General features: G+C 43.5%; 1 protein-coding gene. It reads left to right on the forward strand.

The window, feature by feature from the left end:
• Positions 1-23: 23 nt before the first annotated feature.
• The gene (locus MS2017_RS05360) at positions 24-21188 is read left to right on the forward strand and encodes a C80 family cysteine peptidase (protein WP_122951512.1); all 21165 of its coding nucleotides are present in this window, start codon (positions 24-26) and stop codon (positions 21186-21188) included.
• The last annotated feature ends 3 nt before the right edge of the window (positions 21189-21191 follow it).

A 21191-nucleotide genomic window follows, 5' to 3' on the forward strand; every position in this document is an offset into this window, starting at 1 on the left:
TCACCTACAAACCCAAGGCTCCCATGGGCTCCGTAGTAAACATATTCAGATCCGTTGTCGACAGCATTGTATACTTTGTAACCGGCAGTTATGTTGGAGATGATGGCGATAACACACTAACTGCGCTTGGTTTTGCCGTATGGGGGGATGGTGTTTATATGCATGGGGGGAATGACACGGTCTATGCTGCCAGTTTAAAGCTTGATGTTTATGACACTTGGGGAGACTTGAGTATTTATGGTGCTGCTGGCCTTATGAATATCAATAAAAGCGATTGGGGCAATATGTCTGTGACGGGTCTTTCTGGGGCAATGACTTTGCGACATACGGGTCGATCGGGCAATATTAATTTTGATGGTGCAGCGGCAAGTAACGATGTGTATCGTCATGGCAATACAGGTAATATTTCATTTTTAGGTATTGGTATTTCAAATAGGGTGATCAACGATGTCAAGTATGGCAATATTGATTTCACAGGTGCCGGTATGTCGAATGTGGTGGAACGACGAGGTGGAGAGCGTGGCACTATTAATTTCAAAGGTGCTGGTGCGTTAAACAAAGTTACCAACACTGCCAACCAAGGCAATATCTATTTCAGTGGCATAGGTGCTTACAACAAAGTAGAACGACGAGGCATTTCAGGCAACATTGTTTTCACAGGTGCAGGCTTTTACAACAAAGTGACCAATATCACGCACCAAGGCAACATTAACTTTAGAGGCATTGGTGGATACAACAAAGTAGAACGACGAGGCGGATACAAAGGCAATGTCTTCTTCAAAGGTGTAGGCATAGGTAATCATGTTATCAATACAGCCGAATATGGCAACACCGACTTTATTGGCGGTGGTGGTGCCAATGTTGTCAAACATTCTGCCAATGGCAACCTTTCGTTTAAAGGCATTGGCATTATCAACAAAGTTGATCACACAGGGGATTATGGCAATATGACCTTTATAGGCGGTGGTGGTGGTAACTTTATTACCCGTTCTGGCATAAAAGGCAATGGAGATTTAACCATCTTGGGTGGTGGTAATATCGTTACTTGGTCAACAGATGGCAAATTAAAAGCAAAACTCGGCGGCTTCCGTTTAAACAAAATAGACAGATACGGTCGTGGCGATACAAATTTAATACTTATTTCTCTAGGCAATATCGTCAATGTAGATGTTAGCAAAGGTGATTTAAGTTTGACAGGTATTGGCATAGCCAATATTGTTACCTACAAAGGACACGGCACCTTGAGTGCTGAATTGTTCGGTGGTGCCAATATCATCACCAGAGAGGGCACTGGAGATTCCATACTCCATCTTTTGGCTGGTGCCAATGTCTTCACTGACTTTTCTACAGGCGACATTAGCGGCTCTTTACTCGGCGGTTTGAATGTGGTTACCAAAGACGGCAATGGCGACATTAACATATCTATGTATGGTGGTGGCAATGTCCTTACCCACATCGGCGATGGCGATATTCAAACCAGAATGCTTGGCGGTGCCAATGTTATTACCAAATCAGGTAATGGCGATATAATAGCCCTGTTGTTCGGTCTTGCCAATGTTGTTACCCACATCGGCAATGGCAATGTTTATTTACTTATGCTAGGCATAGGCAACATTGCCACCAAAGTCGGCGATGGCGATGTTATTGTCGGTATGTTTGGCACTGGCAATGTCCTCACCCATGTCGGCAACGGCATGACTGCTGCATTAATGATATCCACAGGTGCTAACTTTTTCACCAAAGTTGGCAACGGTGCTACATTGGCAGTTATGTTTTCATTAGGGGGTAATATTTTCACCCACATTGGCGATGGCCCAAGTGCTGTATTGATGATAGGGGGACAAGCCAATATCTTTACTAAAATTGGCAACGGCGCCTCAGTCGCAATCATGCTTGCAGGCACTGCCAATGTTTTCACCCATATTGGCAACGGCTTTAGTGCCGCTTTAATGATAGGCGGATGTACCAATGTCTTTACCAAAGTTGGCAATGGCACCACCTTAGCAACCATGATTGGAGGGGGTAATATTTTTACCCATATCGGCAATGGATTCTCAGTTGTATTTGCCGTTGGTGAAGCCAATATTGTTACCAAAATTGGCGCAGGCAATCTAATAACAGCCGCCATCGGTCAAGCCAATATTGTGACCCATATTAATTTAGCAGGCAGCAGCGATGGCAACACCGTTAGCCTAGTAATAGGCCAAGCAAACATCGTTACCCGAATCTCTTCATTGGCAGACTTCAGCGTTACCGTGTCCCCACTTGACGCCATCGTTTCAGACCCCGTTTTAGAAAGACATCGTCTGTTCCCAAGAGGAGACATCTTCTCTGCCCCACAAAAATTCTTAGAATCAGGCTTTGACGCACTCAAAGCCACTGGCGCTGCATTACTCGGTAGCAACAACGAAGGCAGTATGGTCACATTTGCTGTAGGTCGAGCCAATATCATTACCCATGTCGGTAATGGCGCTATGCTAGGTGTTGGCATTGGCGATGCTAATGTCATCAGCAAAGTCGGTCTCGGTCAAACCATACAAGCTGGCATCGGTCGACTTAATATACTCACCTCAGTTGGCGACAACGACAGTTTGCAAATTGGTATTGGCGAAGGCAATTTGATAACCAAAGTCGGCTCTGGCCACAGCGCAATGGTTGCCATCGGCAAAGCCAACATTACCACCAAAGTCGGCGACGGCTTCCATGTCGGGCTTTCCATCGGTAAATTCAATGTCAACACCCTTGTTGGCGATGGCATCGCCGTCAACGCTTTGATTGGTAAATACAACCTCAACACCCGCGTCGGACACGGCGTTAATGTCGCTGTTATGAAAGGCGATTACAACATCAATGTACGCTATGGCGATGGTATGAATGTCGCCTTAGCCGCAGGCAAAGGCAACATCACTGTCAAAATCGGCGACGGCGATTTCTACGGCGCTATGATTGAAATACGCACCAACAAACAAAGCGTTACCGCCAAAATGAAAGCCCTAATGCAAGGCATGCTGTCTAACTTAAAAGAAACCGCCAAAAGTGTCTTAGTCAGCCAAACCATCGGCACAGTCATCAACGGCGATGAAGCAGACACAACCAAACTCCGTGGCACCAGCCACTCCACCCCCAAAACAAAAACCGAGTACACCCAAAATGTAAACTCTGCCAATAAAGACATTGACCAATCACAATACCAAGACACAGACGCCAACGAAGATTCAGATATAGACACCCAATCAAGCAAAGACAAACAAACCGTCAACACTTTAAAATCCGACACACGAGTCAACGAAGAAGACGCCAATCATGACGCACAAACAGTAACAGCCTTTTTAAACAATAACAACAATAGTTTAATACCAACTCAAACTCAAAGCCAAGGACAAGGCCAAGGACAAAGTCAAACACATTCCACCGGACTCGACGAACTAAACCAAAGTGGACAAAGCGATTACCACAACAGTTATACACAATTCGGCAACACCGACAAAATAACAAACGGTGCCAATCAAGACATCGAAAACAGCAAAGGTGGCATTGACAAAAGCAAAAGCAAAACACAACAAGAGCTCAACAATGTCAAACAACGCAACCAAAAGAATCAATTACACCAACAAAAGGAACAACAAGGCGCCAGTCAACGCTTGGGAGATGCCCATCTAAAAAATCAAGAAATCGGCAGCAAAGCCATCAAGCAAAAAGGACCTGCCTTAGTTGCCATGAAAGTCTATCCAACAAGCCAACACCCAGCCACCAAAAGTGTTTTTGAAATAGGCGATAAAGTCATGATTGCCTTAACCATGGACAGAGCCATGAAATACCAAGAAGGCAAAGCAAAATACGCTGCCGACTCCAAGGTCATCATCAACGGCTTGGTCTTCTCCCTTTGTGCCAACAAAGGGTTTGCCGACCCCTCTACCAATCCAGATGAAATCACAGTAAAAAACACACAATTAATCTTTGAACACACCGTCCAAATCAACGATGCCTTTACCCAAGGCAAAAGTTTTGCCATTCAATCCTTCTCCGATCTCATCATCAGTGGCATCTCTGACAACGACGGCTATCCGCCTACTTTTACCAACATCATTTACCCCATCTCACTCAACAACACCATTGCCACTAAATTTGACCAACGCAACTTAAGCGTATCTGGCAATACATTCCAAGGTTATACCATTAGTAAAGAATCAAGCGATGCCTCTTGGAATACCGATGCCTTTTCTCAAGAAAGTTTTGTCGGCGATGGCTATGCCATTTTTACCCTAAACGCCACCTCTGCCAGAAAAGGCTTGATGCTCGGCCTGTCCACCGACAACCCAGACGGCAGTTACAAAACCATTGAACACGCCGTTTTTATTCACAACAACAAAATAAAAGATGTTCGCAACAACAACACCAAATACACCGATTTAAATTATCGCTACCAAGCAGGTGACCAAATTAAGATTGAACGCCACGGCACCACCATTCGCTATTACCACCTCGACCACAACGGCAACACCCTCCGCATACTCGCCACCCAAACCGGCATATCCGCCACCTCAGCACTACACATTGACACCTCCATCAAAGACAAAAACCTTACCCTTACCCATGTAAAGCTAGTCAAGGGACTAAGCAACATAAGCCCATACACCATAGATGTACACGCACCAAAACCCATTGCCGATGCTTGGCACATAAAAGGCGAAACCAGCAACACAGACAATACAGACAACACAAACAACATCCTAACCATTGGCGACAAAATCAAAGTAACCCTCATCTTAAATGAAGCCGTTACCTTAGCCAAAGTTGGCAGCAACAAAATTATGATTGCTGGCAAAGCCTTCTTATTAACCGGTGAAAACAACACCAGCACCAACACCCTAGAATTTGTCTATACCATTCAAGCAAACGACACAATAGGCACCAAAGACTTTAATATCGATAACCAATACGACATCACCCTAACTGATGTTAAAGACACAGACGGCAACAACATCGACTTCAGCAGTATTACCAGCCCCATACAATTCTCCAAAACATCACTTGACACCAATTTTGATATCGGCGGTGGCAACAGAATAACCCGTACCAACGACACTTATGAAAAAACCTCTGGCGCTGGCTGGAATGCCGATGTTACCTCTGCCAAAGGCTTTGTTAACGACGGCTATGTCATCGCCAAAATTGGCGCCCTTGGCAAAAGCATGATGCTTGGACTCTCCAGTGGCGACACCGACAATTCTTACGGCAGCATAGATTATGCTTTGTATGCAGATGGCGGCATCGGCAGTAAGTTTGTTATCTATGAAAATGGCGATCGTAAAAAAGACACCGGTGTTGCTTATGCCATTGGCGACTATATGAAAGTCGTTCGTTCAGGCACCAGCATAAAGTATTACCACATCAAAGCCGCCGACGGCCCCCTTGCCAAAGGCACTTTACTTTACACCTCCAAAAAAACCTCAAATGCCAACACCCAATTGTTCTTAGACAGCGCCTTTCTCAGCGTAGGTGCCAAATTATCAGCAATGCAAATATTCAGCAACAATCATCTGCCATTCTCAGTAGATGTCTACGCACCCAAACCCATCAGCACCAACGCATGGCAAATAGACACCACAACCGCCGATAACAACGGCGTCTTCACCCTCGGTGATAAAATCAAATTAACCCTCACCATAGACGAAGCCGTAACCTTAGCCAAGGTTGGCAGCAACAAAATTATGATTGCTGGCAAAGCCTTCTTATTAACCGGTGAAAATGGCACCGTTACCAACACACTGGTATTCACTTACACCGTTCAAATCAACGACAAAATTGACGCCCAGTACTTTAACATCAGCAACAAAAACGACATTATTCTCAACAATGTCACAGACAGCGACGGCAACAACATTAATTTTGACAGCATCACCTACACCACCCCCGTCAAACTGTCTAACACCTCACTTGACAACAACCTAACCATCAGCAGTGATAAACGCATCACCTTAACCAACGGCGTTTATGAAAAAACCACCAATGCCGGCTGGAACAGCGATGTAACCTCCACCAAAGGCTTTGTTAACGACGGCTATGTCATCGCCAAAATTGGCGCCCTTGGCAAAAGCATGATGCTTGGACTCTCCAGTGACGACACCGACAATTCTTACGGCAGCATAGATTATGCTTTGTATGCAGATGGCGGTATCGGTAGTAAGTTTGTCATCTATGAGAATGGCGATCGTAAAAAAGACACCGGTGTTGCTTATGCCATTGGCGACTATATGAAAGTCGTTCGCTCAGGCACCACCATAAGGTATTACCACATCAAAGCCGCTGACGGCCTCCTTGCCAAAGGCACTTTACTTTACACTTCCAGCAAAACCTCAAATGCCAACACCCAATTGTTCTTAGACAGTGCCTTTCACAGCATAGGTGCTAAGTTATCAGAGATGCAAATATTAAGTGGCAACAAACCCACTCTTTCCGTCGATGTTTACGCACCAAAACCCACTACCAACGCTTGGCACATAGACTGCGAACCCGCCAACAGCAAAGGCATCTTTACCATTGGCGATACCATCAAAGCAACACTCACTTTAGACAAACGCGTTACCCTTGCCAATGTCGGTCGCAATAAAATCGTGGTTGCCGGCAAAGAATTCCTTTTAACAGGTACCAACGGCACCGTTACCAATACCTTAGATTTTACCTACACCATTCAAGCCAACGACAAACTGATTGCCACCAGTATGCGTTACGATGTTCTTTTAACAGGCGTGGTAGATGACAAAGGCAATTCAGTGGATATGAGCAATGCCACCAGCCCTGTTGGACTGAGCAACAAATTGATTGACACCGACCTTGTTATTAACACCAAACCTCTTATTGCCAGTTTTCATTCATTTGTTTTGCCTAACTTGAGCACCATAACACACACTGATGGCGTGTATGAAAAAATCCTTGCAAGCAATTGGAACACCAATATCACTTCCGCCAAAGGCTTTACCAATGATGGCTATGCCATCGCCAAGATTGGCTCCCTTGGCAAACACATGAGAGTAGGGCTCTCAAGTGTCAATACCAACAACAGCACCCATAATATGGATTATGCTTTGTATGTGTCCGACAATACCTTTTTAATCTATGAAAAAGGTCATTACAAAAAAGACACACAAGTGAGTTATGCCGTTGGCGACTATATAAAAATCGCCAGATCAGGCAGCACCATCAAGTACTACCACATTAAGGCAGCTGACGGCGCACTTGCCAAAGGCACCTTACTCTACACTTCAAACAACACCTCAAATGCCAACACCCAATTGTTTTTAGACAGTTCTCTTTATGGTGCAGGTGCCAAATTATCAAACATGCAAATATTTAGTGGCAGTCATGTGGCATTTTCAGTGGATGTTTACGCCCCCAAACCCACCAAGGACGCTTGGCACATCAGTGGTACTGTTAACGACCAAGGTGCTTTTGCCCTTGGCAATGAAATTAAAATAACCCTAAACATCGATGAAGCCGTTACCTTAGCCAAAGTTGGCAGTAACAAAATCATTATTGCTGGCAAAGAATTCCTCTTAACCGGCACCAATGGCACCGTTACCAAAACCTTAGAGTTTGCTTACACCGTTCAACTTAACGACAAAATCAACAGCGCCTTTTTAATTGACAACAAAGACGACATTGTCTTAACCGACATCAAAGACACAGACGGCAACAGCATCGACTTTGGCAACCTCTCTAACGGCATAGACATCACCCCCAACAGCCAAAACCTTGCCCTTAACAACAAAGGACTGGCAACAATCACCACCAACATCACCCGCTGGTATGCCAACAACACCAACAGCAACATTCAACGCATGACCGATGGCAACACCCGTGCAAACGGTGCACTAGATTATGCCACACATCCAAAAAATGCCGATGGCAAACACATCTTATTTGATTTTAAAGGGGTTAATTACAACAACGGCAGTTTTAAGTTGTATAACCGCAAAATCCTAACCAGTAGAATCAACGGCTCAGTCGTTGAGTTCCTCAAAGACGGCGTCGTGGTTTCCATCCGCACCATCAGCGATGCTGGCAATGTTATTGAAATCACCCCCAGCAGCGACATTGTCTTTGATCAAGTCAAACTCACCTTTAATGGCGATTTACAAAACTTCCGTGAAGTTGAAATCTTTGGCAAAAACGCCAGCCTATCAATAGACGCTGGCGCCCCAGAGCCCCTAAAACATAACGCTTGGCGTATCAATAGAGACATTGCCGATAGCGGTGGCGCCTTTACCGTTGGCAATGAAATCAAAGTAACCTTACGCTTAGACGAAGCCGTTACCCTCGCCAAAGTTGACAGCAACAAAATCACCATCGCCAACAAAGACTTCTTTTTAACAGGCACCAACGGCGATACCACCAAGACCCTAACATTCACTTACACCGTACAAGCCAATGACAACATCAACGCCGAAGATTTTAACATCAACAGTAAAAAAGACATTGTCCTAAATGACATCAAAGACACCGACGGTAACAACATCAACTTCAGCAGTATTACCGGCGCCGTCTCACTCGCCAATGCATCCCTTAACACCGACTTTGTCATTGGCGGTAATAATAGAATAACCCACATCAACGGCGTTTACAAAAAAACCGCCAACGCCAACTGGAATGCCGATGTCGCCTCCACCAAAGGTTTTGTTAACGACGGCTATGTCATCGCCAAAATTGGCGCATCCAACAAAAAAGTAATGCTCGGCCTATCAAGCAACAACAGCAACAATTCTTACGACAGCCTAGATTACGCCCTATACGCCGACCCCGGCACCAACAAGACACTTATCGTCTATGAATCCAGCGAACGCATATACTGCACAGGCGTAACCTACGCCAAAGGCGACTACATGAAAGTCGTTCGCTCAGGCACCAGCATAAAGTATTACCACATCAAAGCCGCCGACGGCCCCCTTGCCAAAGGCACTTTACTTTACACCTCCAAAAAAACCTCAAATGCCAACACCCAATTGTTCTTAGACAGCGCCTTCCACGATGTCGGCGCCACATTGTCAGAAATGCAAATATTTAGCGGCAACTATTCAGCACTTTCCATCGATGTACACGCCCCCAAACCCATCACAAACGCCTGGCACACCAACAGCATACCCAACAACAACAGCACCAACGACAACGACAACAACGACAACAGCGACAACAACACCAAAAAAAGCAAAAACATAAGCAAAGGCGTCTTCACCCTCGGCGACCAAATCAAAGTAACCCTAACTCTAGATAAACGCATCACCCTCGCCAATGTCGGCAAGAACAAAGTCATCATTGCCGGCAAAGAATTCCTCTTAACAGGCGTCAACGGCAAAATCACCAACATCCTGGAGTTCGCTTACACCGTTCAAGTCAACGACAAAATTGATACCGCCTTTCACATTAACAACAAAAACAACGACATTGTCCTAATCGACATCAAAGACACAGACGGCAACAACATCAACCTTAGCAAGGTTCCCAACAGCATAGACATCATCCCCAACATACAAAACCTAAGCCTCAGCAAACAAGGATTGGCAACCATCAGCACCAATGTTAGCAGTTGGTACACCGATGACGCCGCCACCAACATTCAACGCATGACCGATGGCAACACCAGTGCAAGCGGTGCCCTAGATTATGCCACACACCCCATGTATGCCGACGGCAAACACATTTTGTTTGATTTTGGCGCAGCCAACTACAGCAACGGCAGTTTTAAACTCTACAACCGTGAAAGTTTCACCAACAGAATCAACGGCTCAGTCGTTGAATTCCTCAAAGACGGCGTCGTGGTACTCAGCCGCACCATCAGCAATGCCGGCAACATTGTCACCATCACCCCCGCAACCTATGTTATCTTCGACCAAGTCAAACTCACCTTTAGCGGCGATGCACAAAACTTCCGTGAAATTGAAATCTTTGGCAAAAACTCAAACCTATCCATCGATTCCGGCGCCCCAGAACCCCTAAAAAACAACGCTTGGCACATCAACAGAGATGTTGCCGACAGCAACGGCGAATTCAATGTTGGCGACGAAATCAAAGTAACCCTAACCCTAGACGAAGCCGTTACCCTCGCCAAAGTCGGCAGCAACAAAATTATTATCGCCAACAAAGCCTTCTTCCTCACAGGCACCAACGGCACAATCACCAACACATTAGAGTTCACCCACACCGTTACAATCAACGACCAAATCAACGCCAAAGATTTTGACATCGACAACAAAAACGACATCATTCTCATCGATGTCAAAGACACACACGGCAACAACATCAACTTCAGCAACATCACCCGCTCCATAGAACTCGCCAACATCCCCCTTGACACCAACTTTAACATTAACAACAGCAACGCCAACGACAACAACAATAGCAACAACATAATCCACACCGGCAACCTCTACGAAAAAACCGCCAACACCGGCTGGAACACCAACATCACCTCCGCCAAAGGCTTTACAGACAATGGCAGCGTTATCGTCAAAATAGGCAGCAACAACAAAGCCCTAATGGTTGGATTGTCTACCAACAACAACAGCGACAGCAACAACAATAATAACGACAACAACAACCCAACAACAAGTTTTGCCATCCACATCAACAACACCGGCAACATCAACGCCGTCTACGAAAACAACCAATGCGTCAAAGAATTCCCCACCGACCAATACCTCTACTCAGCAGGCGATTATCTAAAAATAGAACGAGACAACACAACCATAAACTACTACCTCATCAAAGCCAACGACCAAGCAACCAAAGGCACCTTACTCTACACCTCAAGCCAAATCTTAAGCGCCAACACCAAACTGTTCTCAAACAGCGCCTTACACGACATCGGCGCCCAAATATCCAACATCCAAATGTTTGACGACAACAAATCCTCACTCTCAATAAAAGCCAAAATGTCCACCTCAACAACCAACCCTCTAGGCGACAACGACACCTTCGACCAAACCTCTGGCAATTACCAACTTAACAACAACTCTAGAACAGGCACCTCCACCAATAACAACAACCCCAACAATCCCAATAACCCCAACAACCCCCAAAACACCCAAGAAGAACAAAACACCCAAACAGCACAAAAATGGTTCAAACCCACAATCAATCACCACTTCTTCCAAAACTTACCCTCCTCCCAAAACTTACCCTCCTCCCAAGCACCTCAAATCTTTATCATCACCGGCCTATCCAACGCAAATGTTGACCTAGCAATGCAACTCAAAACAAAACACGACATTGTCATCTACTACAACACCACCACCAACCAAATAGAATACCTCTACGGCCAAGAAAACGACATCGAAGTAACCCGCATAGAATACCACATCATCGCCAACGGCAAATCCATCAACACCCTAGTTGAAGACACCCTCAACAACACCTACACCGTCAACACCGACGACGACCCCGACGACGACATCGACACCCAAGCCATCGTCGCCCAACTACAACAAGCCATCACCACCAACAGAGCCAACACCAGACTCCACGCAAACTGGCTCACCAGACACAGTTTCGCAAAAAGAGGCCTACCCTTCACCCCAACCCCAACAACCCCCAGCACCCAACCCAATACCCAACCCAACCCCCAATCCACCCAAAAAACATCCAAATACCAAAGCAACATCATCGTCCAAAACAGCAACGACCCCACCGTCATCGAAGCAGCCAACGCCTTATTCAACAAACACCCCACCACCAGCATCCTCGTCAAATTCGACCAAAACGGCAACCTCATCACCCTCAAAGGCGCCCCCTACACCCCCACAGGCGACACCCGCATTAACTTTGTCGACCACGGCACCAACCTAAGCCAAGAAGGCGCACAATCACTCGCAAACAAAGCCCAAACACTCCACCAAACCTACAGCAACACCAGCACCAACATCAAACGCATCGCCCTAGTAGGATGCAGCACCGACGGCGCCAACCAAGACCTCACCCGCAACTTCGCCAAGACCATTTATAACAACACCCCCGCACTAAAAAGTGCCGAAATAACCGGCAGACATGGAGATATACAAATCAACTCAGACGGTACCAAGACCATGGTTGTGGGGGGTGAAAAGATGATTTATCAGTGGAATGCTGATTTGGATATCGTTACCCAGCAAACTGAAGAGTCTAAGCGGGTGGCTGAGGTGTTAAAGGGTTTGAAGTTGGGTGGTGCAGATTCCGAAGGCTCATCTGACACTATTGATATAGATAGCATCCCAGACACATTAACCAATAGAGAAATAGACATAGAAAATTTTATTGGATCGGGTGCATACAAAACTGCCCACGATTTGAAAAATCAACCTGATTTATTGGTGCTGTTATTGAGACAACGGGATGTAGCCACTATTATTAAAAACGAAATAAAGTTGTTAGAACGGCTAGATTCTCTTGGCATAAAAACACCTAAGCGTTATAAGCAAATCACATTTGTAAATAGATCTAATGCTAAGGGACGCAGTCCAGTTGTGCGAAATGGCTTGGTTGTGCAAAAAATTAAAGGTGCACATGAGGTAAGGTTGCCTTACAAAGCTAGAATGTTATTAACAAGCTCATTTTATACAGAAAGGTTTAATAATAGCAACAATCAAACCTTAGAAGATATCAAGCATTTGCAAAAAATATTTGCAACGAACCCTAATTTACATGTGTTAGATCTTCAAGGGCTTATTGCTGAAGATGGTCAATTCTACATTATGGATCCACTTGATGTTAACACCAATAGCAGCGGCAATAATAATCATGTGGATCAGTTAGATGCTTTACAGGCATTTGAACAATGTGTTTTACAGCGCCACAAACGCTTTACCGACAAAACACTCAATCATATTACCTATGTTGACAAACAACTTTGGGAGTCACCTGATGATGCACTAAAACAACAAATGCTAAGCGATGCACAGAAAGATAAAAATAAAATCATTGTTACTTATGATGTTGTTACAGGTCAGAAAAAGATTGTCCATCGCCCAAGGCACAGTCAAAGATTGACTTTTAATACCGTTGAAGTCATTGCCCGTGACACTGAAACCCAAAGTGTTGATTTGAAAAAAGATTGCCTTAATTTTGCCAAAGAACAAGGCTGGAGACAAAGTAAAAGTTCAGCTTTTCGTACAAACACCCTTGAAGGATATGAAGCCTTAAACCTTAAAAGCAATGGCAAAAATAAACACAACATTATTGTGTCAATTGGCAAAGATGAAATTACCAGGAATGCTGTTGAATCATTGCGTGGAAAACACCCTGAAAATAGCATTGTTGTGACACTTAATGAACAAGGTGAATTGGTTTTTCCAGACGGCCTGAAATTCATACCTGATTCGAGTGTACGAATCAATATTGTTGGACATCCAGAAGAATTGGAAAAGGTTGGTGCTGAAAAATTAGCAAATTACACGGATGAAATAGTGCAACGCTACAAGATAGATTCAGTGGATAGCCACGCCTATTTAAATCGTGCTGCTCTAGTAGGTTGTAACAACGGAGACCTTAGCAAGCGTTATGCCGAACAGCTTTATACACGAGAACACCTAAGAGGCGCCAGTGTTACCGGCAGATTAAGCGATATGCAAATTAATACAGATGGCTCTAAAACGATGAGTGATGACAACAAAAAAATCATTCATAGTTGGGATTATGGAAATAATAGGGCTGCCTGGATGACAGAAAGCTCTGCGAATGTTGGTGAAGTTTTAGCAAACTTAAGATTAGGATTGGGTGATACTACGCTGCCTGAAGATATACCCGATTCATTGAGTCATAATGATATAGGCAAAAAGATTGGCAATGGCTGCACAAAAACTGCCTATGCCCTAAAAAATCACCCCAATTTATTGTTTTTGCAATTAGACATTGTAACGACAAAAAAGATCGGGAATCTGGAAAATGAAGTTGCTTGGATTAATAAAATGCAAGAACTTGGCATTAAAACGCCAACATATTACAAAACCATTGTTATGACTGATCAAGATCAGCAGCAGCACCATGGAATTTTAGTTGAACACATTCAGGATGCGGAAGTTATTAGACCAGGTGTGGACAATCTAATGAAAGATGAGCACATGACAAAAAGAACTTTGGATGATATTCAAAATTTGTTGAGCAGGTTTGAACAAAATCCAGATCTGTATATTCCCGATTTTCAAATGTTAATGGGTGAAGATGGTCAGCTTTATGTTTTCGATCCAGTATCCGCTAACCCACCAATAGACCGACCTGATACTCTTGCCCATAAAAATAAGAGAAAAATGAATATAAAAGGGCTTAAAGCATTAAATGAAAGGGCAACAATTTTCCTTAAAAAATTCAATGAAAACAATAAAATGCATGCTGTTTTTGTTGATGAAGAATTGCTAAAAAAAGATCCAGAACTTAAAGAAAAATTAATAAATAAAGCAAAAAAACAACAAGACCTTGCTATTGTCAGTTACAACCTTGAAAACACACCCGTTAAACCCACTGTATTGTATCAACCAAACAACCCCCAACCAATTGATAGAATCGAAGTGATGACCGATAAAGACATTCTTCCCCCTAGTCAGTCTGATATGCTTTCTTTAGTGCAAGATATGCCCAATGTATCTGATGATATGATTTTTCGCTGTAGGCCTGTAGAAAATTTCAGCAATTACCAAACCAATATTATCGTTCAAAACGGCGATAGCGAAGTCGCAATTAAGGCTGCTCAAGACCTTGCGAATAAACATCCTGATAACAGCATTATTGTTCATTTTGATGCTGACGGCAAACTGGTTACACCAGCAGAAGAATTTTATACCCCTAAAGGCAATGTACACCTTAGTTTTGTTGATCGTGGTGTTAATTTCACCCAAGAGGGCGCACAAGCCTTAGCAGATAAAGTCAAAATACTCCAACAAACTTATGGACACACAACCAACATTGAACGCATTGCTTTGGTGAGTTGTGATACCGATAATGTTAACCAACCTCTAACCAAAGCCTTTGCTGAAACAATTTACAAGGACACCCCGACACTTGAAAATGTGGAAGTTGCTAGTAAAAAAACGCAAATAAAAAACAATCCTGATGACACCAAGGCCACGCCAACAAGCGACACCGAAATAGTTTATATTTGGGATAGCAATAAAAAGGAGGCTAATCTTTTACAAAGTGAAGGCAGCGACTCGCAATACAAAACCAACATCATATTTCAGTTAGAAAATAATGATGACATAGTCAAAAATGCCACCAATGCTTTAGCCAACAAACATCCAGAAAATAGTTATATTGCTAAAATAGAAAATGGCGATATTAAGATTTATAATGTAAATGGCAATGAAGTTAATGTTAATGTTGATGGTAAATATCGCATCAATGTAGTAGCCCATGGATCGTCAATGAGGGAAATGGGTGTTAATGAGTTATCTGATCATATCAAAAACTTACAAACAAAACTTAACATAAAGCAAACAGAAGAAGGTCGTATTGCCTTAGTTGGTTGTGAGACAGACAAATCACCAATTTTAAATGGCGCTTCATTTGACTCCACTTCTTTTACAAGACTGGTCGCAGAGAAATTATACGACAATGGCAGGGGTGCAACCAATGTAGAGGTAACAGGTAGAACAGCAGACATAGAAGTGGATGTCAATGGTAGAAAAATCATGCGCACAGGTGGTCAGAAAACTATTTACAGCTGGGACAGTGAGAACAATAACATTACCTCAGAAACTAAAAATGTTAAAACCACTGCCAATGTATTGACAAACCCATTGAACGATCTCAATGAAGAAATACAAAGGTTAGAAAAGCTGCTTGAAAGTAAAAAATTCCAATCTAGTAAACAAAGTAAACATTACAACATCTTGACTGACACTCTTAATGTTTTGCGTGAAGTGCAAAGAAATGGTTTGGAAACCTCTTTTGCTGAGTTAGAGCGAGTTAGGTCAGATTTCATTGCACATTTGGAAAAGAACCGAGGTTCAGAAATTTCAACAGAATTGAACAGAATATATTCTTCTTTAACGGATTTTACCTCCAGAGCCGAAGTCCAAGTTTTAAAGAAAGAAAAACGAAAAGCGTACGAAGATCTCGCATTGTCTCTATATGAACAAATCGAGAAAGCCCAAGCATTGGAAGTTGATAAAAAGATTAAAGAATTGAATAATGTTTACAATCAGTTTTTAGAACTTTCAAAGGATGATCCTGAAATTTGTAAATGGGCTGAACGAGATAGTTTGGTTGTAAAGGAGCAAATTCAAACAGCCGAAAGATCTCAAACTAAAATTAAAAAATGGCGCCAACCCGCAGTAGAGATGGGCAACATAAATCCATTTGTAGGATATGAGCATCAAATTATTGTAACAATAGAAAATGATGTGACTTTGTCACAAATTGAAGGAAGAGAAGCAAAAAAATACCCGCATAATGCAACTATTGTTCATATGGACAAAGACAGTAATTATACGGTTGTATATGGCCCTAAATTAGATAAAATACCAAAAGGAGACCTCAAGATTATCATTAATGGGCATGGCTCTCCAAATGGAGTTTCCAATAGAAGCATTGAGGAAGTCGCTAGACATGTCGGCGTATTAAATCAGGCTGTTGGCGCTGGCTCTAGGGTGAAAAAAATCAGTTTACCTATTTGTTGCTTAGGAGGCGAATATGCAAAAAGACTTTTACCTGTTCTACAAAAAGAGGGGATAAATAACACTAAAGTAAGCGTTAGATTAGATACAGTAACCAGTTGGAGCAATGGCAGGAGACTAGTAACACAGTTAAAATCAGATTCACCTGGAAAATATCGTTCAAGCGAACTCAAAGAAACTTATGCTTTCAATGAAAAAGGCGACATAGTTCTTGTCGACTCTTACACAGATGAGCATTACGATGTTGTTCTTTCTGTTGATCAAGATGGGGCGCCAAAAATAGAACGCACTTATGGTGATAAGCACATTAATGAATTGCAAGGCAACTTAAAAATTCATGTCAAAGCTGGAAACTTTGATGAAACTCAAAAAATGTTACATCAGTTTAAAGGAGATCTGCCTCCAGGTGCCTCAATGGCACACATTAGCATCAAGACACAAAAAGATAATAGTTGGCTTTCCGAGCACAATGCATTGAAGCAGGGGCAAATTTTAGATAATTTTGGTAAAGACTTCGATGCAAGTATTTTGATGTATTCGGATCCTGGGGATAGTCAAATAACAATGGCTACTCGTGATAGAAGCTCCGAAGTAAGCATTATTAAAGGGCGTTCAGTATTTTGCATGGATCCCACAATGCCAAAAAGTGTTATAGAATTATTAGAACGGAAAAGTATAGGCACACCACACTTAAGTTATAGGGGTAACGCATTTGATTTTGGACTTGAAATAAAGATCGTCCACAACATAACAATGGAAGAGGTTCCCACAATAGAAGAAACTTTAAAAAACTTAAAACTTGTATCGGAAGTCACTCAACAACCTGTGCACAATATAAGCATCGATGCACCCAAGGGTGCAGATTTCAATCATTACAAGGGATTAATTGAAGCATTGCGTGATAAATATGGAGTTAAAATCAGTGTGCAGTCAACACTAGAAAATAACAAAATGAAACTATGGCTATCAAAATCCCCTGGAGATTTCGAAGTAACCCTGCACAATCTTCATCACCTAGCCGAAACCACCCCCCACCAAGACACCCCCCTCCATAACTGGGCTGACTTAAGCCAAGAGCAAATCAACAAACTAACCGCAGAAGCCCAAAAACCCCAACCCAGCCTAGCCAACCACGACCACCAAGTCCTCATTCAAACCGAAGCCGATGGCAATGTTAGAGACAGTACCTTTAGACTCGCCTCTAAACACCCCGCACAAACCACCATTGTGCAAATGCAAAAAGACGGCACTCATCAAGTGGTTTACGGCCTTGATCTTGAGGATATTACCGGCAAGGTCAAAATGGTGGCTGTGGGTTATGGCAGAGAAAAGGACGGCGCACAAACCATGGGCGGCAGAACTGCTGATGAATTAAGTGCAAATATTACCGAACTCAATCGAGCATTAGCAGGCAATGCAGACATACAACGCATTAGCATCGTTGGCTGTAATATGGAATCAGACAATCCTACTGACAATAACGACAGTCAATACGGCAGAAGAATGGTCGAAAAACTCAGTCAATCAAACATCAAAGCCCCTGTTGCTGTTAGAAGTAGTTATGTTGCTGTTGATGAAAACGGCAGAAAACTAACTTCAAACACAGGTGCAGGCAATTGGATGCACAAAGACAGTGCTGCCAAAACCGTTTATAGTCTTGGCGCAACTGGCGCTGTGGTTAGCAGAGTGTATAACGACGAAGGCACTTTGATTAAATATAATGGTAGACGCTTAAACGAAGACTTGGATAATGACAAAAGCGCACAAGGTACAGAAAATCAAGAAACAAGCGACAAGCACGCTCAAGGGCAAGGACAAGGGCAATCAGAATCGGAAACAGAAACAACCAAACAAAAACTAGACGATATCGACAAACGCCAAACTGATTTTGCCAATGCCGTTAACCAAAATAAACTCAGAAGATTGCCCAATGGCAACGCCCCTGCCAATAACGACAATGAAAACACCAAAACAGGCGGTATGTCCGCCCCCGCTCTCAATGTGCAAATCGATATCGGCGGTGGCGACCACGCCTCTCTCTTCGGTGGCTCTACCAATGTAGATGTCAAAGTCGGCAACGGCGCACACCACACACTGATGTACGGCAGCAACAATGTTTTAGTCAGCATCGGTGATATAGGCGACAGCAGTCGTTTTGTTGAAATAGGGGGCTATCGTGCATTAGAAGGTGTGCAAATCTTAATAGGCACTAAAAATGTCGTGGTCAACCACGGCGTTAGAAACGACCTAATCATTGCCACCGACCCTTCCTTCCCCATGATTCCATTTGTCAATCCTTTTGACGGCTCTGCCAATATCTTAGGCTCTTTACAAGGTATGGCAGACATAAGCAACTCTGGACAAAACGCCTTATGGAGTTGGAAGAAAACCAAGAAGTTTGCCACCAGCATGAGTTCCTTAGACAGAACCAGCGACACCAACTATGAGAAAATCTTAATCAGTGGCGGTCAAAACGCAGTCTCTGACCGAGGATTAAAATACGACATAGAAATGGCACTCAACAAACAAGCCAATAACTTTATGCAGCGTGAAAGCAAACGCCAACAAGCAAAGCAAAACTTCAAAGAACACATCAGCAACTTTAGTTTAAACCTCACAATCGGCGGACAAGGCTCCGACATCCTCATTGGCAACGGCAATTTCAGTTTTATGTTCGGCGATACCTTCTCCTCTGTTTTAGACACCACCGTCGCCTCCTTATTCGGCATCATGCAACAAGGCTACACCTTAGACGGTCAACCCAAAACCACCTTTACTTACACCCCCGGCAATGTCAAAACCAAACTGATTAACGGCATTCTCAACGGAATGGCATCCCAAGCAAAAGACATCACCTTCGGCGACATACTGGGTTACAAATACACCAACTTCGGCCACATCTACAAAGCCGTAGCCAACACCCCCGATTTATCCCTATCAAATTTATTAAAAGAACTCCTAGGCACCGTATCTGACACCTTTAGCAACTCCATTGCCGCCTTATCTGAACCAGAACGCATTGTTAAGGCATTAGTCGCTGGAGGAGAATCGTTCAAAGACATGGGTGAAAACACTTTAGATGCATTAGGCATTAAAGACAAAGATAAGGACGACGATGACGACGACGATAATAACAATGATAACGATGAAAACAACAAAGACAACAACACAAACACAAACACAGGAGACGATGACAGCGAATCCAAAAAGAACAAAAGCAACAAAGCCTTCGGCTTCAGCGGTCTCAAACTCCCCTCATTGTTTAATATGTTCACACCCAATCTAATCAAAACCCTAAGCAGTTTACCAGAACTGGCAGAAACCCTATCCAGCAGCATCTCCACAGACTCTGCCAACATAAAAGACAAAGCACTTGAGCTTTTCTCCGACATTGGCTTTATGTCCAATGACGGCGATTTGTTCTTCAACATAGGTGCCCAAAACTTCGCATGGGGTGGCGATGGCAAAGACCTATTTGCACTCATGGGCACCAACAACAATGTCTGGGGTGGCAAAGGCGATGATGTCGCCTATGTCATTGGCGAAGGCAACACCATCAGCGGCAACCAAGGCGATGACAGCGCCGTGTATGTCGGACAAAACCACATGTTCATTGGCGGCGAAGGCGATGACATTGGCGTTGCCTCAGGTCGCTACAACACTTTGTTTGGCGGTACCGGCAGAGACCAACTTTGGGCATTTGGAGAGGGCGCCTATATCACCGGCAACGAAGGCGATGACTATCTAGTATCCACTGGCAATTATGGCAAAATTCACGGTCACACTGGCGATGACATCGGTATTTTAATCGGTGCTCACAATGTCATGGACTTAGGCAAAGGTAATGACCACGGCAAAGTATTTGGCAACAAAAACATCGTTTATCTACGCGATGGCAACGACGAACTAGAAGTCGCCAGCCATCAGTCTTCTATTATGGCAAACGCCGGCGATGATTCTTTATATATGCACAAAAACTCAAGCGACAACAAGATTGACGCAGGATCAGGTGATGACTTATTGTATTTAGGCGGCACAGAAAACAAAGTTACTGGCGGCACAGGCGCCGATATATTCATCGTTGGCAACGACAACATCTTTAGCACAATCATCACCGATAAAGACGATTACATCGCTTTTGATTTAGACAGTTATCAAGACACCATGTATTACAAAAGCAACAACAACCTTTTGATTAAACACCGATCGTTAATAAAACCCAACAAAGCCGACAGCGATTACCAAAGCGACAACACCGGCGTTGACATCGCCAAACAATACCGCAACCAAGAAGGCAGCGTGTTAATTGAAGACTATTTTGCCAATAGCAACAGCAATGAAAGTGCAAAAATCTGCATCAGCATTGACACCAACAACGACCGCTATCACTATTTAGACAAGGCACAAATCAGTAAGTTAGTTGAATACATGTCATCCTTTGATTCCTTTGCTGATACCGAAGGTGTGGCTAACTATAAAAGAGAGGTTAATCAATTGTGGTCTGGTGCGAAGGTTGGCTATAATATGCCTGAAGTTATGAAGAGTTTGGCTTGATAA

Source organism: Bathymodiolus thermophilus thioautotrophic gill symbiont (genome assembly GCF_003711265.1).
Taxonomy (GTDB): domain Bacteria; phylum Pseudomonadota; class Gammaproteobacteria; order PS1; family Pseudothioglobaceae; genus Thiodubiliella.